Annotated in this window: 22 protein-coding genes; 13 read left to right on the forward strand and 9 right to left on the reverse strand. The window is 57.2% G+C overall.

Annotated elements, in window-relative coordinates:
- Positions 1-92 precede the first annotated feature (92 nt).
- The 4 genes from AC1QQ2_RS11325 to AC1QQ2_RS11340 all read left to right on the forward strand — a co-directional run bounded on the left by AC1QQ2_RS11325 (position 93) and on the right by AC1QQ2_RS11340 (position 4,288).
- A complete protein-coding gene (locus AC1QQ2_RS11325; protein ID WP_479713227.1) occupies positions 93-1,646 on the forward strand; it encodes a L,D-transpeptidase family protein in 1,554 nt (517 codons plus the stop codon).
- Positions 1,647-1,672: 26 nt separating this feature from the next.
- The gene (locus tag AC1QQ2_RS11330; RefSeq protein ID WP_105234961.1) at positions 1,673-2,740 is read left to right on the forward strand and encodes a UDP-3-O-(3-hydroxymyristoyl)glucosamine N-acyltransferase; all 1,068 of its coding nucleotides are present in this window, start codon (positions 1,673-1,675) and stop codon (positions 2,738-2,740) included.
- Between the two features lie 73 nt (positions 2,741-2,813).
- Positions 2,814-3,071, forward strand: coding sequence for an acyl carrier protein (locus AC1QQ2_RS11335; protein ID WP_105234962.1), 258 nt, complete (start codon positions 2,814-2,816; stop codon positions 3,069-3,071).
- A 5-nt stretch (positions 3,072-3,076) separates the two neighbouring features.
- Positions 3,077-4,288, forward strand: coding sequence for a beta-ketoacyl-[acyl-carrier-protein] synthase family protein (locus AC1QQ2_RS11340; RefSeq protein ID WP_479713212.1), 1,212 nt, complete (start codon positions 3,077-3,079; stop codon positions 4,286-4,288).
- A gap of 49 nt (positions 4,289-4,337) precedes the next feature.
- On the opposite strand, the gene AC1QQ2_RS11345 is transcribed toward AC1QQ2_RS11340, so the two are convergent.
- Positions 4,338-4,907, reverse strand: coding sequence for an invasion associated locus B family protein (locus tag AC1QQ2_RS11345; protein WP_479713213.1), 570 nt, complete (start codon positions 4,905-4,907; stop codon positions 4,338-4,340).
- Positions 4,908-5,314: 407 nt separating this feature from the next.
- Between AC1QQ2_RS11345 and AC1QQ2_RS11350 the strand changes: the two genes are divergently transcribed.
- Positions 5,315-6,865, forward strand: coding sequence for a helicase HerA-like domain-containing protein (locus tag AC1QQ2_RS11350; protein WP_479713214.1), 1,551 nt, complete (start codon positions 5,315-5,317; stop codon positions 6,863-6,865).
- A gap of 27 nt (positions 6,866-6,892) precedes the next feature.
- Here AC1QQ2_RS11350 and AC1QQ2_RS11355 read toward each other — a convergent pair whose 3' ends face one another.
- From AC1QQ2_RS11355 to AC1QQ2_RS11370, 4 genes are read right to left on the reverse strand one after another with little or no spacing between them, the layout of a single operon-like run.
- Positions 6,893-8,191 carry an HlyC/CorC family transporter gene (locus tag AC1QQ2_RS11355; protein WP_479713215.1) on the reverse strand — a complete coding sequence of 433 codons (1,299 nt, stop codon included), beginning with the start codon at positions 8,189-8,191 and terminating at the stop codon, positions 6,893-6,895.
- Positions 8,192-8,242: 51 nt separating this feature from the next.
- Positions 8,243-9,163 (reverse strand): site-specific tyrosine recombinase XerD, encoded by a 921-nt coding sequence (locus AC1QQ2_RS11360; protein WP_479713216.1) that lies wholly within the window; start codon positions 9,161-9,163, stop codon positions 8,243-8,245.
- A 14-nt stretch (positions 9,164-9,177) separates the two neighbouring features.
- On the reverse strand, positions 9,178-10,725 hold the full coding sequence (locus tag AC1QQ2_RS11365) for a hypothetical protein (RefSeq protein WP_479713217.1): 1,548 nt from the start codon (positions 10,723-10,725) through the stop codon (positions 9,178-9,180).
- Between the two features lie 3 nt (positions 10,726-10,728).
- Positions 10,729-10,884, reverse strand: a complete 156-nt coding sequence (locus AC1QQ2_RS11370) for a hypothetical protein (protein ID WP_479713218.1) — start codon at positions 10,882-10,884, stop codon at positions 10,729-10,731.
- A 100-nt stretch (positions 10,885-10,984) separates the two neighbouring features.
- On the opposite strand from AC1QQ2_RS11370, the gene AC1QQ2_RS11375 reads away from it, so the two are divergent.
- Together AC1QQ2_RS11375 and aroB are read left to right on the forward strand one after the other, a co-directional pair.
- Complete coding sequence (locus AC1QQ2_RS11375) at positions 10,985-11,590, forward strand: shikimate kinase (RefSeq protein WP_479713219.1); 606 nt, start codon at positions 10,985-10,987, stop codon at positions 11,588-11,590.
- Positions 11,587-12,699, forward strand: coding sequence for a 3-dehydroquinate synthase (gene aroB, locus AC1QQ2_RS11380; RefSeq protein ID WP_479713220.1), 1,113 nt, complete (start codon positions 11,587-11,589; stop codon positions 12,697-12,699). Before AC1QQ2_RS11375 ends, aroB begins: the two co-directional genes overlap by 4 nt.
- Here the strand turns inward: aroB and AC1QQ2_RS11385 are convergent.
- The 4 genes from AC1QQ2_RS11385 to AC1QQ2_RS11400 form a co-directional block, all read right to left on the reverse strand.
- The gene (locus tag AC1QQ2_RS11385; RefSeq protein ID WP_479713221.1) at positions 12,696-13,334 is read right to left on the reverse strand and encodes a DUF1638 domain-containing protein; all 639 of its coding nucleotides are present in this window, start codon (positions 13,332-13,334) and stop codon (positions 12,696-12,698) included. The genes aroB and AC1QQ2_RS11385 overlap by 4 nt on opposite strands.
- Entirely contained in the window at positions 13,327-14,025 is a 699-nt protein-coding gene (locus AC1QQ2_RS11390) for a corrinoid protein (RefSeq protein ID WP_067545389.1), read from the reverse strand. Before AC1QQ2_RS11390 ends, AC1QQ2_RS11385 begins: the two co-directional genes overlap by 8 nt.
- A gap of 169 nt (positions 14,026-14,194) precedes the next feature.
- Entirely contained in the window at positions 14,195-15,202 is a 1,008-nt protein-coding gene (bmt, locus tag AC1QQ2_RS11395) for a betaine--homocysteine S-methyltransferase (protein WP_105236339.1), read from the reverse strand.
- A gap of 115 nt (positions 15,203-15,317) precedes the next feature.
- Complete coding sequence (locus tag AC1QQ2_RS11400; protein WP_479713222.1) at positions 15,318-15,632, reverse strand: DUF1476 domain-containing protein; 315 nt, start codon at positions 15,630-15,632, stop codon at positions 15,318-15,320.
- 195 nt (positions 15,633-15,827) lie between these two features.
- Here AC1QQ2_RS11400 and purC point away from each other — a divergent pair, with 195 nt between their 5' ends.
- The 6 genes from purC to AC1QQ2_RS11430 form a co-directional block, all read left to right on the forward strand.
- The gene (gene purC / locus AC1QQ2_RS11405) at positions 15,828-16,589 is read left to right on the forward strand and encodes a phosphoribosylaminoimidazolesuccinocarboxamide synthase (protein WP_479713223.1); all 762 of its coding nucleotides are present in this window, start codon (positions 15,828-15,830) and stop codon (positions 16,587-16,589) included.
- Positions 16,590-16,604: 15 nt separating this feature from the next.
- Entirely contained in the window at positions 16,605-16,835 is a 231-nt protein-coding gene (gene purS, locus AC1QQ2_RS11410) for a phosphoribosylformylglycinamidine synthase subunit PurS (protein ID WP_067545380.1), read from the forward strand.
- Positions 16,835-17,500 carry a phosphoribosylformylglycinamidine synthase subunit PurQ gene (gene purQ / locus AC1QQ2_RS11415; protein ID WP_479713224.1) on the forward strand — a complete coding sequence of 222 codons (666 nt, stop codon included), beginning with the start codon at positions 16,835-16,837 and terminating at the stop codon, positions 17,498-17,500. Before purS ends, purQ begins: the two co-directional genes overlap by 1 nt.
- A 35-nt stretch (positions 17,501-17,535) precedes the next feature.
- Entirely contained in the window at positions 17,536-19,293 is a 1,758-nt protein-coding gene (locus AC1QQ2_RS11420; RefSeq protein WP_105234974.1) for a sensor histidine kinase, read from the forward strand.
- A 6-nt stretch (positions 19,294-19,299) separates the two neighbouring features.
- A complete protein-coding gene (locus AC1QQ2_RS11425; protein ID WP_479713225.1) occupies positions 19,300-20,631 on the forward strand; it encodes a sigma-54-dependent transcriptional regulator in 1,332 nt (443 codons plus the stop codon).
- A gap of 412 nt (positions 20,632-21,043) precedes the next feature.
- Positions 21,044-23,023: Rne/Rng family ribonuclease (locus tag AC1QQ2_RS11430; protein WP_479713226.1), on the forward strand; the 1,980-nt coding region annotated here is incomplete at its 3' end.

Consider the following 23,023-nt stretch of genomic DNA (forward strand, 5'->3'; position numbering starts at 1 on the left):
GTGTCTCTCTCGTCGGCAATTGCGAATATTAGTTTGGGGCTTTGCGCGTGAATAGATCGGTTCGGTTTTCGTCTTTGGCGGCTGTGGTCGCGATGTCCTTTGTTCTGGGCACAACTGCGCCTGTGCAGGCTCAGGTCACAGCATTCCGTCAAGCCGTGGCTGAATCTGTTGCGATGGACGACGAACTGGCCGCGTTTTACCGCGCTCGTGATTTCGCGAGCATTTGGACCGGATCGGACGAGGTTGCGCAGGCCCGCCGTAATGCGCTCTTGGGTGCGTTTGCGGATGCGCCGCTCCATGGTTTGCCAGCCGAGAAATTCGATCCCAATGCTCTGATCGCCCGTTTGCAGTCGGCCAAAACGGCCTACGAACAAGGCGCGATGGAAGTCGAGTTGAGCGAATTGTTCCTCACCTATGCGCGGGATGTTCAGACAGGTATCCTCAACCCGAACCGTGTTTTGGATGCCATCAAACGTGAAGTTCCCGTGCATGATCGGATTGAGATCCTGAATGGGTTTTTGACGGCCGATCCGGTGCAGTATCTGCGGTCACTCGCCCCGCAGTCGGCTGAATATGCGCGGCTGATGCGGTCGAAAATGCGGCTAGAGCATCAGATCGCTCGCGGTGGCTGGGGTGCCACGGTGCCAGAGGCGACGCTGCGCCCCGGTGATACGGGGGCGGCTGTCGTGGCGCTGCGCAACCGTCTGATCGCGATGGGCTTTATGGAGCGGTCGGTGACGGCCACTTATGACGCAACTCTTCAGGCTGCGGTGCAAAAGTTTCAGGAATACAACGGTTTGACCGCTGATGGTGTTGCGGGTGGCTCGACGATTGTTGAGCTAAACCGCCCGATTGAGGACCGCCTTCAGTCAGTTATCGTCGCGATGGAGCGGGAACGTTGGCTGAATATCCCTCGTGGTGATCGGCATATCTGGGTGAACCTCACCGACTTCACCGCCAAGATCATCGACAACGATATCGTCACCTTTGAAACCCGATCTGTTATCGGTGCCAATTCGGACGACCGTCAGTCGCCAGAGTTCTCTGATCTGATGGAGTTCATGGTGATTAACCCGAGCTGGTATGTACCGCGCTCGATCATCGTGAACGAATATCTGCCGCGACTGCAGGCCGATGCGGGGGCGGTGAGCCACCTACAAGTCGTGGCGAGCAATGGTCAGGTTGTGAACCGCGCGAATGGCTTTAGCCAATATTCCGCGTCCAGCTTCCCGTTCTCGATGCGCCAACCGCCGGGACCGAGCAACGCGCTGGGGTCGGTGAAGTTCATGTTCCCGAACCGATACAATATCTATCTGCACGATACGCCTGCGCAGAATTTGTTCTCGCGTGAGGTGCGGGCCTTTAGTCACGGGTGCATCCGCTTGGACGATCCACATGACTTTGCCTACGCCCTATTGGCGCGTCAGACCTCTGATCCGGTCGAGTTCTTCCAATCCCGTCTTCGGACAGGGCAGGAAACGCGGGTTGATCTAGAGACGCCAGTGCCTGTGCATCTTGATTATCGTACCGCGTTTACCAATGTGGACGGATCATTGCAGTATCGCCGCGATATTTACGGTCGTGACGCAGTGATTTGGGATGCTTTGGCACGTGAAGGGGTAGCCGCGGGCGGCGTTCAGGGGTAAATCCTTCTCAACGTTGAGAGGGACTTATGGCTTATACCGTTTCAGAGATTGCAACCGCACTCGGGGCTGAGGCCTTAGGTGATCTGTCCCTAGAGATCGACACCGCGTCAGAGCCTGCAACGGCTGGTCCACGCGACCTCGCACTGGCGATGTCGCCTGCTTATGCGGAAAAGCTGGGGCAGGGTCAGGCACAGGTTGCTGTGGTCTGGTCTGGCTGCGACTGGCAGGCGCTCGGCCTTAAGGCGGCGATCATCGCGCCGCGCGCGCGGCTTGCGATGGCAAAGCTCACGCAGATGCTCGACCGTCCGTGGGATATTGAGGACGGTATTCACCCGACCGCGATAACTGAGGGCGCGACCTTGGGCGAGGGCGTCGCAATCGGTCCCTTTGTCCTGATCGGCAAAGGCGCAGTGATCGGCGCAGGCACCCGAATTGCTGCACATGTCACCGTGGCACCCGGTGCTGTGGTCGGTGAAAACTGTGTGCTTCTTGATGGGGCGCGGGTGATGCGGCGTGTGACCTTGGGTGATCGCGTGATCCTGCATCCAAACGCGGTGATTGGCGCGGACGGGTTTTCCTTTGTCATGGCCGAGCAGTCGAACGTTGAACGGGCTCGTGCGACCTTGGGCGATACCGAGGCGCAAATTCCGAACGATCCGCGCCAGCACCGTATCCATTCCTTGGGCGGCGTGATCCTCTCAGACGATGTTGAGGTCGGCGTTGGGTCCACAATCGACGCAGGGACCATCCGCCCGACCTTTGTCGGCGAAGGATCAAAAATCGATAACGGCTGCCATTTGGGGCATAACGTGGTCATGGGAAAACACTGCCTTATGGCGGGACACGCAGCGGTGGCTGGATCAACGGTCATCGGGGATCGCGTGGTTTTGGGCGGTCAAACGGGTGTGGGTGACAACCTCAAAATCGGTGATGATGTCGTAACTTCGGCGGGGACGATGGTTCTGGCGAATGTGCCTGCGGGTCGTGTGATGATGGGCTATCCTGCGACACAAATGACGCAGCAAATTGAGATTTATAAATCCTTGCGCCGTCTGCCAAGAATCCTACGTGATATGGGAAACCGTCAAAAATAAGTTTCAAACGGCGGTCATAGTGATTAGATCATTTTAAATGCCCAAGGGTCATACCCGAGAGAGGCGAGGACACATGGAAATTCGCGAAAAAGTCATCGAAATCATTGCCGAACAGGCCGTTCTAGAGCCGTCGGATGTGAAAATGGATCACACGCTAGAGGATTTGGGCATTGATAGCCTTGGTCTGGTGGAGAGCATTTTTGCGATCGAAGAGGCCTTTGACATCTCTGTGCCGTTCAATGCGAATGACCCGAGCGAGAGCGATTTCGACATTTCGTCCGTCTCTGCCATCATCGACGCTGTTTCAAAGCTCGTCTCCGAAAAGGTATAACGCCAATGCGTCGCGTTGTGATTACAGGTGCGGGGACGATTAACGCCCTCGGCCATGATGTTGCGCAAACGTTTGAGGCGATGCGCGAAGGGCGTTGCGGCATCGGTCCGTTGGAAATTCCTGACGTTGATCGCCTGATGGTGAAAATCGCGGGCCAAGTGCGCAACTACGACGAACACGCGCATTTCAACCGTCAGCAAATCGCGCTCTATGATCGGTTTACGCAGTTTACCTTGTTGGCTGCGCGTCAGGCTGTGGCGCAGTCGGGGCTCGAATTTCACGGTGAGTTGGCGGATCGGTCTGGGGTTGTGCTTGGCACCTCTGGCGGTGGTCTGACGACGCAGGATGAAAACTACCGTGTGGTTTACGAGGAAGGGAAGAACCGCGTTCACCCCTTTATCGTGCCAAAGCTGATGAACAATGCAGCGACGAGCCACCTGTCGATCGAATTTAACCTGCGCGGCCCATCCTTTACCGTGGCAACGGCCTGTGCGTCGTCGAACCACGCGATGGGGCAGGCGTTCCAGATGATCCGTTCGGGCATGGCGCCTGTCATGCTGACGGGTGGCTCTGAATCCATGCTGGTCTTTGGCGGTGTGAAAGCCTGGGAAGGGCTGCGCGTCATGTCCAAAGATGCATGCCGTCCGTTCAGCGCCAATCGCAACGGCATGGTCCAAGGCGAAGGCGCGGGCGTTTTCGTGTTCGAGGACTACGAACATGCACGCAAACGCGGGGCGACGATCCTTGCCGAAGTCATCGGTTTTGCAATGTCGTCGGATGCCTCTGATATCGTGATGCCGTCAAAGCAGGGCGCGGGACGTGCGATCACAGGCGCAATGCGAGACGCGCGGATCGACAAGAGCGAGGTTGGCTATATCAACGCGCATGGCACGGGTACGGCGGCGAACGACAAAACGGAATCGGCGGCTGTCGCGGATGCTTTTGGTCCGCACGCGGATAAACTGATGATGTCCTCGACGAAATCCATGCATGGTCACTTGATCGGTGGCACGGGCGCGGTCGAACTCTTGGCCTGTATCATGGCCCTCAAAGACGGCATCATCGCGCCGACGATCAACTACGAAGAGCCCGATCCAGAATGCGCGCTCGACGTGGTGCCGAATGAGGCCCGCGAGGCGAATGTGGACGTGGTTCTCACGAACGCCTTTGCCTTTGGCGGATTGAACGCGGTGCTGGCGCTACGCAAGGCCCCATAAACGCAAAACGCCGCCCCAAGAGGCGGCGTTTTGTTTAATAGTCAGCGCCTTAGTTAGTCGGCGGCGTGGCTTTGTCGAATCCAGCGGTAAAGCCAGCGAGCGACATATCCAGAATAACTTCGGCTGCTTCAGGTGCAGTTTCCGCACGAACGATACGCACTTTCGCGTTAGATCCTGCCTTGAACGCAGCGAGCTCTTCGGCGGTGAAACCAGCGCGGGTGACGCAGCCGCCTTGGTTACAGAATTCGATCGGATAACGGCGCGGATCGGCGTCATCAACTTGGATCATGATGCCTTCGGACAGGCGGGTCATTAGCGGGACGAGAAGGGTCGCAGCCGCTGCAGCCTGTTGGTCCGCGGGCATCGGGAACATGGTGACTTCCATGATCGAGTTACCGTCAGCATCCTTGAGCAGCTGGTAAATTTGGCAGGGTTCATCGCCAGATTCGACTTTGAGGCAGCGCAGTTCCCAATCACCATAGGTCTCTTTGACGTAGACCTGACCGACCTGCGGGTCAGCGGGGGCGTCCGTTGCGGGGGCTGCGGTCTCTTGCGCCAGTGCGACACCGCCGAGGGCGATCATCGTCAGGGTGGCGAGCGGCTTAATCACGTTGAACATAAAAAGTCCTGTCTTGGTTTGCTGCGCACTGTCTAACACGTGAGGTTGGGGGTGTCAGGTGACATTGCCGTCACCATCGGCATAACTTGGCCGATCTGGTCACATGAAGTGTTACCGTTAACGCGTTGCAGCAAAAAGAAAAGGGACCGAAACCGATCCCCTTTCTCTATTCTCCCTGTCGGACTTGGCCGACTATTTGTGCTGACGCTACGAAAAGGAATCGGGACCGTCAACTAAGAAACGACAGTTTTATGGCAGTCGCCTAAAAAAACCGCGCCCAAAGGCGCGGCAAGTCTAACAGGGAGGAGATTTTGTCGGTCAGAATACAATTCTGACGAACGCTTTCACTATGGCATGAAACCGTTAAGGATGTATTTTAGCACCGATTTGAGCATTTAGGGGACGTTATGGAAAACGCGATTTTTATCGGCGGGGGTGGCGAAGGCTACGCTGAACAGCAGGGGCTTTTGCTTAACTACGCGAACCGTCACGGCTTGATCGCTGGTGCGACAGGCACGGGTAAGACGGTGACGTTGCAAATTCTGGCCGAGGGATTTTCGGCTGCGGGCGTTCCTGTGTTCCTTTCGGATATTAAGGGCGATTTGTCGGGGTTGGCGGCGGCTGGTTCTGCGGAGTTCAAACTCCACGATGCGTTCATGAAGCGGGCGGCGACCATCGGGCTCGACCTGCAATACGACAAATTCCCAGTGACCTTCTGGGACCTCTACGGTGATCAGGGCCACCCTGTGCGCACCACCGTTGCCGAAATGGGGCCTCTGTTGCTTGCGCGGATGTTGGAACTGTCCGACGTCCAAGAGGGCGTTCTGAACATCGTGTTCCGCGTCGCCGACGAAGAGGGCCTCCCGCTCTTGGACCTCAAAGACCTGCAATCCATGTTGCTGTGGGTCGGTGAACATGCGAGCGAGATCGCGCTGCGCTATGGGAACATCGCCTCGGCGTCGATCGGTGCGATCCAGCGGCAGTTGCTGGTGTTGGAAAATCAGGGTGCAACGGCGTTCTTTGGCGAACCTGCCTTGGACCTGATGGACATGATGCAGGTGGCGCCCGACGGTCGTGGGCAGATCAACCTTCTGGCGGCGGATAAGCTGATGAACAGCCCGCGCCTCTATGCGACGTTCTTGTTGTGGCTGCTTTCGGAATTGTTCGAAGAACTGCCCGAGGTCGGCAACCCTGATAAACCCAAGCTCGTGTTCTTCTTTGATGAGGCGCATTTGCTGTTTGATGACGCGCCCAAGGCGTTGGTAGATAAGGTCGAACAGGTCGCGCGTTTGATCCGGTCCAAAGGGGTCGGCGTTTATTTCATCACGCAAAACCCTGCTGACGTGCCAGAGGATATTCTGGGCCAGTTGGGCAACCGCGTGCAGCACGCCCTGCGTGCCTTTACCGCGAAGGATCAAAAGGCCCTGCGTCAGGCAGCGGAAAACTATCGTCCGAACCCTGCCTTCGATATCGCTGATGCGATCACCGAGGTCGGCACGGGCGAGGCTGTAACCTCTATGCTCGAAAACAAGGGTATCCCTGGGATCGCACAACGCACGCTGATCCGTCCGCCGTCGTCGAAACTCGGCCCGATTGAGGCGAGCGACCGGAAGGCGCTGATGGCGACCTCACCTATGGCGTCTAAGTATGACACGGCTGTGGATCGTGAATCGGCGCATGAAATCCTGCTGAAACGCGCGGATGCCGCCGCCAAAGAAGCCGCTGCTGCAGAAGCGGCCGAAGCTAAGGCAGAGGAAGAGGAACGCGAGTTCCGCAATGCGCGCCGTTATGACGGTGGGTCGTCGCGGTCGACCAAAACCCGCACGACACGGACGCGGTCAACAAAGGATGAATCCTTTGGGGAGGCCATCGGCTCTGCCGTGATCAAAGAGCTGAAGGGGACCACGGGTCGGCGCATCGTGCGCGGCATCCTTGGGACGTTGTTCAAATCACGATAACGGAAAGGGCGGCGCGAGCCGCCTTTTTCAATTAAGCTGGCGGATTTTCAGGCTGGTGATCCGGTTTTGCTCTTTATCGATCACTTCGAACCGGAAGCCGTGGAAGCTGAACACTTGGCCGACAACAGGGATCATCTGCGCCTCGTGGATCACCAGACCCGCGATGGTGTTCGCCTCGTCATCGGGCAGGTTCCAGTCATGCGCACGGTTCAGGTCGCGCAGGGTCATTGACCCGTCGACGATATAAGCGCCGTCTGCCGTTGGTTTGATCATGTCCTCTTCGGCCACGTCGAATTCATCGGCGATTTCGCCAACGATCTCTTCGAGGATGTCCTCCAGCGTGATCAGCCCCTCAAGCCCGCCGTATTCATCCACCACCAAGGCAAAGTGAGTCTTTCGTTCAAGGAACTTGCGCATCTGATCGTCGAGCGTGGTGGTTTCGGGGATGAAGTAGGGCTTCATCGCGACCGACATGATGTCGAATTTGTTCATCTCGTCCGTGTCCATCGTCCCATCTTCGAGCATGCGGTGCATGGCACGCAGGAGGTCCTTGGCGTGGAGCACACCGACCACGTTTTCAGGATCATCGCGATAGAGCGGCAGACGGGTGTGCGGGCTTTCGAGAACTTGTGCGAGGATTTCAGGCACGGGCAGGCCCGCGTCGATCATCTGAATGCCAGAGCGGTGGAGCATGACCTCTTCGACAAAGCGCTCTGACAGGTCCAGCGCGCCAAGGATACGGTCGCGGTCTTCTTTTTCTACGACACCTTCGGAGTGACCGAGTTGCAGTGCGCCTGCGATCTCTTCACGGACGGCGAGAATGTTGCTGTCGGGGTCCGCTTTGACGCCGAACATCCGCAGGACCAGACGCACCAACAGGCGCACGGCAGAGACCACCGGCGAAAAGACGAGGATCACATAGCGGATCGGAGAGGCCACGCGGGCCGCCACGGTTTCTGGATTGGTGATGGCATAGGTTTTCGGCAGCACCTCGGCAAAGATCAGAACGAGGAGGGTCATCCCCAAGGTCGCCAGTGCGACACCGTTTTGCCCAAAAAGCTTCGTCAGAACAGCTGTCGCGAGCGAGGTGGCGAGGATGTTCACTACGTTATTGCCCAAGAGGATCGAGCCGATCAGGCGTTCGTTGTCCTCGGTCACATTCAACGCCGTCTCAGCCCCGCGCGATCCTTTGTCGGCGGCAGAGCGTAACTTGCCACGGCTTGCGGCCGTCAGCGCCGTTTCAGAGCCTGAGAAAAAGCCAGAGAGCACCAAAAGCACGAGGATGGCGGCGGCAGTTATCCAGAATGTAGCGTCGAGAACAGGCATTGGGTCCAATCCGTTGGTCTACAACGGTTATGGGGGCGCGAGAGGCGCGGTTCAAGTGGTCCGTTTTTTCGAAAGCGGATGATGGGTCAGAACGAGGTCTTTCAAACGCTCGTGTAGCACATGCGTGTAAATTTCCGTTGTCGCGAGGTCAGCGTGGCCCAACATCGTCTGGATCGCCCGCAAATCAGCTCCACCTGCTAAGAGGTGCGTGGCGAATGCGTGACGGATGGTGTGGGGGGTGACGCTTTCGGGGGAAATTCCTGCGGCGACCGCGAGTTCCTTGATCAGGGCAAAGAAGCGGTGTCGGGTGAGGTGGCCGTCCTTGCTTCGCGATGGAAAGAGGAATTTGGAGGCGGGGATGCCTTTGCGTTTGGCAAGGTCTTCGGCCGTATCCCGCACGTCGAGCCAGTCTGAGATCGCGTTCAGAGCGGCCGCAGAGAGCGGGACCATGCGTTCCTTACCGCCCTTACCGCGCACCAAGAGCATCTGAGGATTACCTCGCGCGGCGGCTATCGGGAGGCTAACCAGTTCAGTGACACGCATCCCCGTCGCGTAGAGAAGCTCCATCAGGCAGGTATTCCGTGCCGTGTCGCGGCCATGTGTGCGGGCGGCGAGAAGGAGGCGGTCAACGTCCTCAACGCTCAGCGTTTTGGGCAGACGTTTAGGTTTCCCTGGTCCTTTGATTTGGACTGCTGGGTTGTCGCTGCGCCAACCCTCTTCAAAGGCAAAACGGTAAAGCTGTTTGATCGCAGAGAGGCGACGGGCGCGGGTCGAAACGGCCAATCCTTCTGCCTCGCAACTGATCAGGTAGTTTTCGACGTTTGTCCGATCGGCATCGAGGAAATGGGTTTTGCGGCGGTCGAGCCAGTCCGCAAAATCCTTGAGGTCGCGGGCATAGGCCAGTTGAGTGTTTGTCGCGGCATCTAGCTCTGCGGCCTGCGCTTCGAGGAAGCTCTGGATCCAATGCATCATGCCAGACGGCGCTGTCATGATGGGCGGTCCAACAACAGATACTGGAGCGCCGCACGCCGCGCGACATCCTCTAGCCCGACCGTGCGCAGGGTCACGAGCGCTTCTGAAATGGCGACAGGATCACCGGTCATACCCTCACCAAAGGTCGCGATGGTGCGCAGGAGCGCCTCACCAAGTTTTTGCGAGTTGATGAGGTCCGCGATGGAATCGGGAACGGGTGTTTCGCCTGAAAATGCAGCGAATACAGTGTGTTGCGCGGGCGTCTTTGCGTTGACGGCTGAAACGTTACCACGGGCAACAGAGCTCAGGAAAACATCGTCGTCGGTTGTCGCGGTAAAGTTCAGTGCTGCGGCCTCGTAATCAGCGGACAAGAGCAGCACGTGGAACGCCAAGGCTTCTGCATCGCCCGTCAATGGCAAGGCAGCAAGGTCCGGTGCATAAAGGCGCGCAAACGGCACTTCGGTGCGGGCGTCTTTCATTGCGGACCATGCGGCGGGCAGGGCAGCGGCAACTGCAACGGGGTCGCGGGCGCGAATGGCGGTGTCAAACCGTTGGAACGCCTCAGCCCGATCCCAGATGCCGCCAGAAGCCGCAGGACGCTGGGCGGTGTAAAGCGCACGCAGAACATTGTCGTCAACGGCACCATAGCGGGCCAAACGCTCTGCCGCTTCGAGTTGGCTCCGCCAGCTCGCCACATCGCGCAGATCGGCGTGGGCAAAGGCGCGTGGCAGGGTTGCCGTGGGAACAGGTTCACCAATCGCTTCGAGTAGGCGGAATTTCAGCGGCGTGATACGATCAGGCGTTGGAACGGCTGCCGCGTGATCATCGAATTCGGTCTCGAGGAACCGCACCAAAAGCTGTTCGTCGTCGGGCTGGATGTCCCCCAGCGCGATCCCAGTGTTGAGGATCAGCGCCGCCGTGTCCCAATCGCCGCCACGGGCCACGCAGAAAATACGAACCGCGTGAGTGGGCGCGAGGTCGGGCGCGTCGCGCATCGTGGCGCAAGCGTTGTCTTCGGTGCCCGTCAGTAGCGAAATGTCGAACCAACGACGGAAGAGGGCGGGTTCTTGCGGATCTGCGGCCTCGAGAAGCGCTTGTGCCTGTTGCAGCGCGCCAACCTCTAGCAACTTATCAACGCGGGCAAGGAAGAGGTTCCCCTCACGGCCTGCATCAAAGGGTGGTTTGGCTTCGGCCAAGAGAAGGACCGTGAGGAAGTCTTGGATCGCGGGGACCGACTCTGTCCGTTCTGCGGTGACGAGCGATACGAGAATTGATTCGGTGCTCGCAGACCAGATGGTGTTCGGCAGACCTGTCATTGATGGTGGCAAGAGCCCGACCAAATCAGGGGATCCACTGTCCAGAGGGGTCACTGTCACCACTGGTGATTCCGCCCCATCAAGCGGCGCAACGCCTGTTCCAAACTCAGAACCTAGCGGACTGACAGTGATTGTTGGATCAACGCTATTGGACAGCCAATCAATGGCCGAAAGCGGACCTGCCTCTTGGGCTTGGGTCGCGGAGGCCAGCAAAACAAAGGCTGTGATAAGCTGTGCCCCTTGCATTTGTTATTTCACCTGCAGGGTAACGGGTTGGCTGACCGCTTGTTCTGGCGCCGCGAAATCTGCCGGAAAGAACAGCGGCCCGACGTAGGCGTATGCCACAAGTCCGATCCCCGCTAGAAAAAGCAGAACGATCAGAGTTTTGAACAATCTCCACAACATTCCGATAGCCTTTCTTGCCCTTTGTGCCTCATGGGCTTTGCACCCTTGGCTGTCTTTATATATGCCCTTTCTGGCAATAACACGCCATTCGGGACAGAAAATGACAACTCGGCAAGCCACAGCCGATCACGACCCAGAGAGCAAAACCGCTTTGAGCGGTCCATTTTGTCTTGAACGGACAGTTGTTCTGGTCGGAATGATGGGATCAGGCAAGTCTGCGATTGGCAAATCGCTGGCGACTCGATTGGGCGTGGCGTTCCTTGATTCTGATGCCGAGATTGAGCGTGCGGCCAACGCGAGCATCTCTGAAATTTTTGCGCGCGATGGCGAAGAGTTTTTCCGCCGTCGCGAAACCGAGGTTATTCGGCGTCTTCTGAACGGGCGGCCCTGTGTGTTGTCGACGGGCGGCGGGGCGTTCATGGCGGAACGGAACCGCACGATGATCACCGAAAAGGGTGTATCGCTCTGGCTGAAGGCGTCATTGGATACGCTCTGGGAACGAGTGCGTCACAAGGATACGCGCCCGCTGTTGCGCACCGCGAACCCGCGTCAGACACTTGCGGATTTGCTGGCTGTACGCGAGCCGATCTACAGTCTTGCGAACCTAACGGTCGAAACGCAGGCGAATTATTCGATTGATGACACCACCGACAAAGCGATCGAAGCGCTGTTGGGCCGTGTCGATGTCCTAAAGGAAAAATCATGACTTTCGAAACCGTGCATGTTGGGTTGGTTGGCCGCGAATACGACGTTCTGATCGGGCCAGACTTGATTGCGACGGCAGGTGCGCGGGTGGCGGACATGCTGACGGTTAAGAAGGTCGCGATTGTGACGGATACGAATGTCGCGGGCCTTCATCTGGCGACATTGCAGGCGTCTTTGGATGCTGCGGGGGTAGCGCATTCCGCGCTGACCTTGCCTGCGGGCGAAAGCACCAAACGGTGGCCTGAATTTACCAAAACGGTCGAATGGCTGCTTGAGCAAAAGGTCGAACGGAACGGCCTCGTTATCGCGCTTGGCGGTGGGGTGATTGGTGACCTCGTTGGTTTTGCGGCCTCCGTTTTGCGCCGTGGTGTGCGGTTTGTGCAAATCCCGACCTCGCTCTTGGCGCAGGTGGATAGCTCTGTTGGCGGAAAAACGGGGATCAACACGGATCAAGGGAAGAACCTCGTCGGTGCTTTCCATCAGCCGAGCCTCGTTTTGGCGGATACTTCGATCCTGTCCACGCTCACAGAACGCGATTTCCTCGCGGGCTATGGTGAGGTGGTGAAATACGGTCTTTTGGGCGATGCGGCGTTTTTTGATTGGCTGGAAGTGAACGCACCGAAAATGGCTGCGGGCGATATGGCCGCGCGAGTCTATGCGGTGAAACGGTCCGTCGAAATGAAAGCCGAGATCGTGATGCGCGATGAGACAGAGCAGGGGGATCGGGCGCTCTTGAACCTCGGTCACACGTTCTGTCATGCGCTGGAAAAGGCGACGGGCTATTCGGATCGTCTACTCCACGGCGAAGGCGTCGCAATCGGCTGTGCACTGGCGTTTGAACTGTCGTCACGCATGGGGCTGTGTAGTCAAGAGGACCCAAGCCGCGTTCGGGCTCACCTGCGTGAGATGGGCATGAAAACGGATGTGACCGATATTCCAGGCGATTTGCCAGATGCCGAAGCGCTGTTAACCCTCATGGGGCAGGACAAAAAGGTTCTGGATGGAAAACTACGGTTCATCCTCGCGCGCGGGATCGGTCAGGCCTTTGTGACTTCTGACGTGCCGCGTGAGGCTGTGCTGTCGGTTTTGAATGACGCGCTGCGCGGTTAATCCGCTGCGGCCTTTGCGATGGCTGTGGCGAGGTCGCCGTATCCTGTAAATCGACGCTCAAACGCAAGGCCCATGCGGGTCGCGCAGTCCTCTGCCTTGGCTGTCAGGGCTGGGTCGTCGGTTTGGGCGAGGTAGACCAGTTTTTCGTAATTGCCGAAATACATCGACAATAGATCGGGGTGACGATCTAGTCCGAGTGGTTTCCAGACAAAGGCGTCGAATTGGCGGGCGAGGAAGTCGGTGAGGTAAAAGGCGGTCACTTCACCGTGGGCCTCAAAAACAGCATTCGTTTCAAAGAACGAATAGCAGTGCGGGCCAGCGATATAGTCGACGCCCAGTTCGTCGCATTTCGCGAACAACTGACCACCCGTGCCACAGTCCGCATAGGCGACCATGATCTGATCATAGGCATCGCGGTTCTCAGTGACCGCGGCCTCAACCGCATCCGTGATGCGTTCGGGGTGGTTGTGCAAAATCGCGGGAAGGCATTGCAGGTCAACGTGATCCCAACCATTCAGCCGTTTCAGCGCGATGATCTCATGCGCGAGGGCACCGCAGGCCACAATAAGAACGCGGCCTCGCCCCAGAGGGGCAAGGCCGTCATTTGTCAGTGTGATGTCTGAAAGATCAGGCATTCATCTGGTTGTGCTTGCGCGCAACGAAAGCTTTTGCGGTATCAACTGCAACAGCAGCGTCACGGCAGTAAGCATCAGCGCCAATCGCACGACCGAATTCTTCATTGAGCGGTGCGCCGCCAACCAGAACGATATAGTCGTCGCGGATACCCTGTTCGACCATCGTGTCGATTACGGTCTTCATGTAAGGCATCGTAGTGGTCAACAGAGCCGACATGCCGAGGATGTCAGGCTTTTCGGTTTCCAGCGCTTCGAGGTATTTCTCAACAGCGTTGTTGATGCCGAGGTCGACAACCTCAAAGCCAGCGCCTTCCATCATCATGGACACGAGGTTCTTACCGATATCGTGGATGTCGCCCTTAACGGTGCCGATCACCATTTTGCCAACGCGTGGTGCGCCAGTTTCTGCCAGAAGCGGCTTCAGGATGGCCATGCCACCCTTCATCGCATTCGCAGCGAGCAGAACTTCGGGAACAAAGAGGATACCATCGCGGAAGTCGCGGCCAACAACAGTCATGCCACCAACGAGAGCTTCGGTGAGGACGCGGTAAGGGGTCCAGCCACGCTCGAGAAGGATTTCAACACCTTCTTCGATCTCTTCCTTCAGACCGTCGTAAAGGTCGTCAAACATCTGTTCGACGAGTTCTTCGTCGTTCAGTTCGGACAGAATGATGTCATCTTGATCGGACATTGGCGTTCTCTAGTTGGAAGGGTCAATTGGGGTGATTTGATCCCAATGCGACAATTGGTCTGGACCGATTGCGACTCTGGGCGGGTCGGAAACGACGGTATCACAAAATGTCGAAAAAAAACCGCACCGAGCGGCGCGGTTTTTGGGTTTTTCAGGGGTCGGCCTGCACTTAGCCGCGGCGGCGCGATTTGCGACGCTCTGGGCCGTCACCGTCGGTGCCGTCGGATGCCGACGAGAAACCACCGAGTTTCGCAGCGATTTCATCCAAGGTCGGACGGTCGCCACGCGGACGGGTTTCTAGCGCTTCTTTCATGGCGCGCAGGTGCTCTGGCGTGGTGCCACAGCAACCGCCGATGATGGTCGCGCCGCAATCACGAGCCAGTACAGCATAGTCACCCATCAGCGACGGGGTGCCGTCATAGTGGATGTGGCCGTCGTGGTATTTCGGGATGCCAGCGTTGCCTTTCGCGATGATCGGCGTCTGCGATCCAGTGGCGGCAAAGCCCAAAACGGTGCGCAAGAGGTCAGCCGCGCCAACGCCACAGTTCGCACCAAAGGCCAGCGGCGGGTGGTCGAGTTTGTCGATAACCTTCGCGAGGTCCGCGCTGGTGATGCCCATCATTGTGCGGCCAGCGGTGTCAAAGCTCATCGTGCCACACCATGCCATGCCAGCGAGTTTCGCAGCTTCTGCCGCGGCTTTGTATTCCTCAACCGCCGAAATGGTTTCGACCCAGAGAACATCCGCGCCGCCTTCTTTGAGGCCTTCGGCCTGTTCGTGGAACATTTCGACGGCAAGTTCGTGGGTCAAGCTGCCCATCGGCGCCATAATCTCACCAGTTGGGCCGACAGAACCTGCGACGATCACAGGACGGCCAGCGGCGTCCGCCACTTCACGGCCCAGTTCGGCAGCGATGCGGTTCAATTCACGAACGCGGCCTTCAGCGCCGTGCAGTTTCAAACGCGATGCGTTGCCACCGAAAGAGTTGGTGAGAAACAGGTCGCTGCCCGCATCTACAGCGCCAGCGTAGAGGGCTTTGATCTTTTCAGGATGTTCGACGTTCCACATTTCCGGCGCATCACCAGAGCTGAGGCCCATGTTGAACAGGTTGGTGCCTGTCGCGCCGTCGGCCATGAGCCAGTCGCGTGTTTCGAGCAAGCGGGAAAGTGCATTTGTCATGTCGCGAACCATCTATCAGAGTCGTTTGTCCCCGCATGGCATGACATGGCAGGGTTTTCAAACCTGAATTGTATAGAATGTGCGGGCGCGTTTGTTTTTCGCGCCCGAAATTGGGTCAGACCTCAGAAAGGATCTGTTCTTTGGCCAGAGTGAGAAGGTCCTTCATCTTAGCGCGAATGGTTGCTTCATCCGACCTATCACCAAGGTCGCTTGCGATTTTCCGAAACACGTCCTCTTCGCCAGCTTCTTCGAGATCGGCTTTTAGCACCTCTCGGGCATAGGCTTCGGCCTCGTCACCTGTTTTGCCCAAAAGTTCAGCGGCCCAGAGGCCCAAGAGTTTGTTTCGACGGGCTTCTGCCTTGAATAGCAGTTCCGCATCGTGGGCGAATTTCTTTTCAAATGCCTGTTCGCGTTCGTCAAAAGTGCTCATGGTCACATGTCTCCAGATTGCTCAGGTACATCTAATGTGGTGATCCAGTGTAACCCGAACAAGTCAGGGCCGATTTGAGCTATCTTAAATTCGCATAGCGGTTTGCGCTTGCAATTCTTGCAGCTTCGGGGGGCTTGCCCTATACGCAGCCCATGACTCACGCTGCGGAAAGCGCAGCCAGACGAGGGGACGTGCATGGCGCGGCGCAAAAAGATCTACGAAGGCAAAGCCAAAATTCTGTATGAAGGCCCAGAACCGGGCACGATTGTTCAGTATTTTAAGGACGATGCCACTGCATTCAACGCAGAGAAAAAGGCTGTCATCGACGGTAAGGGCGTGTTGAACAACCGCCTGTCCGAGTTTTTCATGACCGGCCTTCAGGCGGTAGGGATTCCTACGCACTTTATCAAACGCCTCAACATGCGCGAACAACTGTGCCGTCAGGCAGAGATTGTGCCGCTCGAGGTGATCGTGCGTAACTTTGCGGCTGGTTCCATGGCAAAGCGTCTGGGCCTCGAAGAGGGCACCCAATTGCCGCGTCCGATCGTTGAGTTTTCGTATAAAGACGACGCTCTTGGCGATCCGCTGGTCCCTGAAGAATATATTGCAGCGTTCGGCTGGGCGACCCAGCAAGAACTGGACGAAATCGTTTCGACCGCTCTGCGCGTCAACGATTTCCTCGCCGGTGTTATGCATGGCGTCGGCATCCGTCTGATCGACTTCAAAATCGAATTCGGCCGCGTATGGGAAAATGAATTCCCGCGTCTGGTGGTTGCTGATGAGATCAGCCCTGATAGCTGCCGTTTGTGGGATATCGAAACAGGTGCGAAGCTCGACAAAGACGTATTCCGTCGTGATCTGGGCAACCTGACCGATGCCTATACCGAAGTGGCACGTCGTTTGGGGGTTCTACCCACGAACGTCACCCACACGACCAAGCCAACGATGATTAACTAAGAAGGATATCGCCCGATGAAAGCTCGTGTGCATGTCATGCTGAAAAATGGCGTTCTGGACCCGCAAGGGGAGGCTGTGCGCCACGCGCTGGGTGCGCTTGGTTTTGCCGGCGTCGAAGGTGTCCGCCAAGGTAAAGTGATCGAGCTCGATCTTGCTGATGGGACCACTGAGGCCACCGTCAAAGAGATGTGTGAAAAGCTCCTCGCGAATACCGTGATCGAAAGCTACACGGTGGAGCTGTCCTGATGAAGGCTGCTGTCCTCCAGTTCCCGGGTTCCAACTGCGACCGTGATATGGCGGTCGCGCTGGAAAAGTCCGGCTTCGATGTAACGGTGGTTTGGCACAAAGACGCCAGCCTGCCCAAGGTTGATCTGGTCGCTGTTCCGGGTGGTTTCTCGTTCGGTGACTACCTGCGCTGTGGCGCGATTGCGGCGCAATCGCCTGTCTGTCAGGGCCTTGTCGATCACGTCCACGCTGGTGGTTATGCGCTGGGTGTGTGCAACGGTTTTCAGGTTCTGACCGAAACCCGTCTGCTGCCAGGGGCACTGATGCGCAACGCGGGTCTTAAATTCGTTTGCCGCACTGTCGGCCTGACTGTTGAGACAACCGATAGCGCGTTCACCTCGGGCTACACCAAGGGTCAGATCGTCGATATTCCTGTCGCTCACCACGATGGTAACTACTATTGCGACGACCAAACCCTTGCTGCGCTGCGTGATCAGGACCGTATCGCGTTCACCTACACTGAGAACGTAAACGGCGCCCGCGAGAATATCGCTGGTGTTCTGTCTGAAAACCGCCGTGTTCTGGGGATGATGCCGCACCCTGAACGTGCCATCGACGCCAACCATGGCGGAACCGATGGACAGGCGCTTTTCCGCTCTATGCTGGACCAGTTGGTCAGCGCCTAATTGAGCCTTCCGTGGGGCGAGCGTAACATCGCCCCATGGGTGCAAAGACCGTGAACCGTGCTGAGAGAGCAAAAATCCGTCGTTGGCTTAATCGGCTGGCGTTCGGTTTATTCGTCGCAATTGCGATCGCGGTGGTCTACGTCACCAATGTTTTCCTGACAGAGCGTTTTACGGAATCGACCCGCAACAGGGCCGAAGTACGGATGACGCTCTACGTCGGCAACCTGATTTCCGAACTTCAGCGTAACTCTATCGTGCCGCAATTGCTGGCCCGCGACCCAGAGTTGCTGCGTGCATTGTCGGCGGCGGAATATTCGCTTTCCACCCAACGTCTGTTGTCTTTTGTCGATGAGATCGGCGCGGCGTCTTTGATGCTGTTGGATAAAGACGGACGCACGGTTGCTGCGACTGACAGAAACCGTTTGGGTGAAAACCACCGCAACGCGCCGTATTACATCAATGCGCTGCGGTCGAACGCCACGATTTTTACCACGGTGCGCACTGAATCGGGCGGGTTTTCGTTCGTTTACTCGCGTAAGATGGATGACCCAAGCGGCACCTTGGGCGTGATGACCGTTGCCGTCGATTTGCAAAAACTCGAACGCAGTTGGGCGAGCATTTCTGATGCAGTGTTCGTTGCTGATAGTGAGGGGACGATCATCCTCTCGACCGAACCGCGCTGGCGTGGATTGGTAGAAGAGCAAGCCTTGGCCCGTCAATCGCCCGCATCCGCCATTGATCGTGCGTTCGAGGCGACTCGCGATTGGACCGTCGTTCCGATTGACGCCTATTTGCGTGGCGAGGCCGTGTTGCGCCGCGAAACCCGTGTTCCGTTCCAAGGCTGGAAGATGGTGAGTTTCACCACCTATGATTCCGTGCGGGAAAAGGTGAATGGGGTACTTGCCCTCGAAATCATGGGCTTTGCGATCCTTTTGGCTTTGGCGTTCTGGGTGTCCTCACGCAAATCCGCTAACCGCGTTGTGTTTTTCCAACGGGAATCGGCAGAGTTGCGGGCGTTGAACCTGCGGCTCCAGCGCGAGATTGCAGAGCGTCAGAAGGTCGAAAAGACGCTGGAGGTGGCGGAGCAATCGCTAGCGCAGTCATCGAAATTGGCTGCTTTGGGTGAAATGTCTGCGGCGGTGAGCCATGAGTTGAACCAACCGCTCGCAGCGATGAAAACATACCTCGCGGGCGCACGATTGTTGTTGCAGCGTAAACGGGCGGACGAGGCGCTTTCGTCGTTCGGGCGGATTGACGATCTGATCGACCGCATGGGCGCGATCACCAAACAGCTGAAATCCTATGCCCGCAAAGGCAAAGACGCCTTTGAAGAGGTGGATGTGCGTGACGCGGTGTCCACCGCGCTGTCGATGATGGAACCGCAGTTGAAAACGCGTAAGGTCGCGATCACTCGGACCTTGCCATCCGATCCCGCGCTGATCTTTGGGGATCGGCTGCGGCTTGAACAGGTGATCATCAACCTTTTGCGCAACGCTCTCGACGCGACCAAAGGTGTCGATGACCCGTCCGTTGAGGTTACGCTGACGGTGACGGATGCTGTGCGATTGATCGTGCGCGATAACGGTGCAGGGATCGAAGACCTCGATGCCCTTTTCGAACCATTTTACACGACGAAACAACCGGGTGACGGTGTGGGGCTCGGCCTCGCGATTTCGTCAGGAATTGTGACTGACCTTGGGGGTCGCCTCACCGCGCGTAATGGCGCAAAAGGTGGGGCGGTCTTTGAAATGACCTTGCCGGTCTTGGCCAGTGACGTTGAAGCAGCGGAGTAAACACAGATGACAAAAGCCATGAAAATTGCCGTTGTGGACGATGAAAAGGACATGCGCCAATCCATCAGCCAGTGGTTGGCTTTGTCGGGATTTGACACCGAAACCTACGCCTGTGCCGAAGATGCGCTAAAGGTTTTGACCTCGGATTACCCTGGTATTGTGGTCAGTGACATTAAGATGCCCGGCATGGATGGGATGCAGTTTCTGCGTAAAATCAAAGGTCTGGATAGCACTCTTCCTGTGATCATGATCACTGGTCACGGCGATGTTCCGATGGCGGTGGAGGCGATGCGGATCGGGGCGTATGATTTTCTTGAGAAGCCGTTCAACCCTGATCGAATGACCGAGCTTGCGAAAAAGGCGACCAATGCGCGGCGTGTGACCTTGGATGCACGGATGCTGCGCAAGGAACTGTCGGACCCGACTTCACTGATGCAAAAGTTGATCGGCACCTCGCCCGCGATGGAGCGTCTGCGCGAGGATATCCTCGATCTAGGCCAAGCCGATGGGCATGTGTTGATCGAAGGCGAGACAGGCACGGGTAAAACGCTGATTGCTCACGCTCTCCATGCGGTGAGCGCACGTGCGTCGAAGAAATTCGTGATCCTCTCCTGTGGCGCTTTTGACGAGGATAGCCTGACCCGCCGTCTGTTCGGACCGGCGAACGAGGACGAACCGATCCCAGCGATGGAAGAAGCACGAGGCGGGACATTAGTCCTCGAAGACATTGAGGCGCTCAGCCCGTCGCATCAGTCGCGTTTGATGACTGCGATCAACGAGCAGGGCACCCCAGCTGAGACGCGGATCATTGCGATCTGTAACCTGCAAGAGCAGGATAAAACCTGCGAAAGCGAGCTGCGCTCTGATCTGTTTTACCGTCTGGCCGCGCTGCGCATCACCGTGCCGCCGCTTCGGGCGCGGGGCGAGGATATTCTGTCGATCTTTACGACCTATGCGGAACAATTCGCAGATGAATACGGATGCGAAACGCCGCAAGTGTCGGCACAAGAGGCCGCGCAGTTGTTGCAGGCACCGTGGCCGGGGAACGTGCGCCAGTTGACGAATGTTGCTGAACGCGCGGTTTTGCAGTCTCGCCGTGGGTCGGGCACGATTGCGTCCTTGTTGATGGCGGATAGTGACGAACAGCCGCCGACCATGACCACCGAAGGCAAGCCGTTGAAAGAATTCGTGGAAGCTTTTGAGCGGATGCTGATCGACAACACGATGCGCCGACACAAAGGGTCGATCGTGGCGGTGATGGACGAACTGTGCCTGCCGCGCCGAACGCTCAACGAAAAGATGGCAAAGTACAACTTACAACGGTCCGATTACCTGTAATTGGCCTTTGATTTGGCTGGTTAACACATTGACCATTGTATTTTATCCCCAGCCAGTCTTATGTAGTCGTTACGTGATGGCGTCCGCAATGGCGCGGCCGACACCGGAAAGTTTCACTGTCTCAGACATTAGGGTCACAGACTCGGTCTCCGACAGATGTGTATTTGGCCCCGAAATGGGTCGATAGGATGCCCTGGCAGCGCGAGTTTATCGGACGCGCCGGGCTTATAACGGGCGCCCGAAAAAGGGCGCTGAGGAAGAACCGCGATGCAACGCGCGCTGGACACAGGCAGACGATTGACGGCCCCAAGGGGCCTCTCTGCTTGCCGCGCCCGTTTCGCCCCTGACAGACACGACTACATATCCGCCGCGCCCCCGGGTAGGGCGGCATTGCGTCGTGCAATTGGAAAACATGGCAAAGAAAATGCTCATCGATGCCACCCACGCGGAAGAAACCCGCGTCGTGGTGGTAGACGGCAACAAAGTTGAGGAATTCGACTTTGAAAGTCAGTCAAAACGCCAGCTTGCTGGTAATATTTATCTCGCAAAAGTAACGCGCGTCGAACCGTCGCTTCAGGCGGCTTTTGTCGATTACGGTGGTAATCGGCACGGTTTCCTTGCGTTCTCGGAAATCCATCCGGATTATTATCAGATCCCGGTCGCTGACCGTGAAGCCCTGATCGCCGAAGAGCGTGCATATGCGGAAAGCCTCGCTGCCGAGGACGAAGACGAAGATAAGCCCAAGAAGGTCAACCGCCGCCGTCGGTCGCGGTCGAAACCTGCTGCGGCCAAGTCGGACGATCTGATCGCGACAAAGGACGTTGATGCAGAACCCAAAGGGATGGAGACCATCGATCTGGGTGAGGACGACGACCAAGAGGGCCTGAGCCCGATGGAAACCGTTGCGGAAACCCCTGTCGAAGAGCCCGAGGATGACACGGCTGCTGAGGCTCCTGTTGTCGAAGAGGCTGCAGGAACCGAAGAGGCTGTCGCTGAGGACATTCAGGACGAGGCTCCTGAAGTGGTGTCCGAAGAAACCGTCGAGGACGAAGCAGACGACGAAGACGACGATGCTGATAACAACATCGAGTCTGTAGCGAATGAGGACGACCACGAGGACGTTCGTCCGGCTCGTAAACCGCGCCCCAAACGTTACAAAATTCAAGAAGTGATCAAGGTTCGCCAGATCCTGTTGATCCAAGTGGTAAAAGAAGAACGTGGCAACAAAGGCGCGGCGCTGACCACCTATCTGTCGCTCGCTGGCCGGTACTGTGTTCTCATGCCGAACACGGCGCGTGGTGGCGGCATCAGCCGCAAGATCACCAATGCTGTTGATCGCAAGAAGCTCAAAGAAATCGCGACCGAGATGGATGTGCCAGATGGTGCAGGCCTGATCATCCGCACTGCGGGCTCTCAGCGCACGAAGGCTGAGATCAAGCGAGACTACGAATACCTACAGCGCCTGTGGGAACAGATCCGCGAACTGACGCTGCAATCGACAGCGCCTGCCAAGATCTACGAAGAAGGCGACCTGATCAAACGCACAATCCGCGACCTCTATTCCAAAGAGATCGACGAGGTGATCGTTGCGGGTGATGCGGGCTACCGCACGGCAAAAGACTTCATGAAAATGATCATGCCGTCGCATTCGAAGAACGTGAAACCCTATAACGACCAACTGCCGCTCTTTGCGCGTTATCAGGTTGAGGGCTATCTCGCTGGGATGTTCAACCCGACCGTTCAGTTGCCGTCAGGCGGCTATATTGTGATCGGTGTGACCGAAGCTCTGGTTGCGATCGACGTGAACTCTGGCCGCGCGACCAAAGAAGGGTCGATCGAACAGACCGCGCTGAAAACCAACCTTGAAGCGGCGGATGAAGTTGCGCGTCAGATGCGTCTGCGCGACCTTGCTGGTCTGATCGTCATCGACTTTATCGATATGGACGAGCGCAAAAACAACACAGCCGTTGAAAAGCGTCTCAAAGACAAGCTGAAAACCGATCGCGCCCGTATCCAAGTGGGCCGCATCTCTGGCTTTGGTCTGTTGGAAATGTCGCGCCAGCGTCTGCGTCCGGGTATGCTCGAGGCAACGACACAGCCTTGCCCACATTGCCACGGCACAGGTCTGCTGCGGTCGGATGATAACGTTGCACTGTCGATCCTGCGTCAGTTGGAAGAAGAGGGCGTTCGTGGCCGTTCCAAAGAGGTACTGGTCCGCGCACCGATTGCGATTGCAAACTATCTGATGAACCAGAAGCGCGAACACATCGCTGCGATTGAAGCCACCTACGGTATGGCTGTTCGCATCGAATGTGACCCGACGCTGGTTTCGCCTGATTTCGCGATTGAGAAGTTCAAGACCGCAACCCGTATCGTTCCTGAGGCCGCACCT

This window comes from Aestuarium sp. (assembly GCF_023253315.1).
Classification (GTDB): Bacteria; Pseudomonadota; Alphaproteobacteria; order Rhodobacterales; family Rhodobacteraceae; genus Marivivens; species Marivivens donghaensis.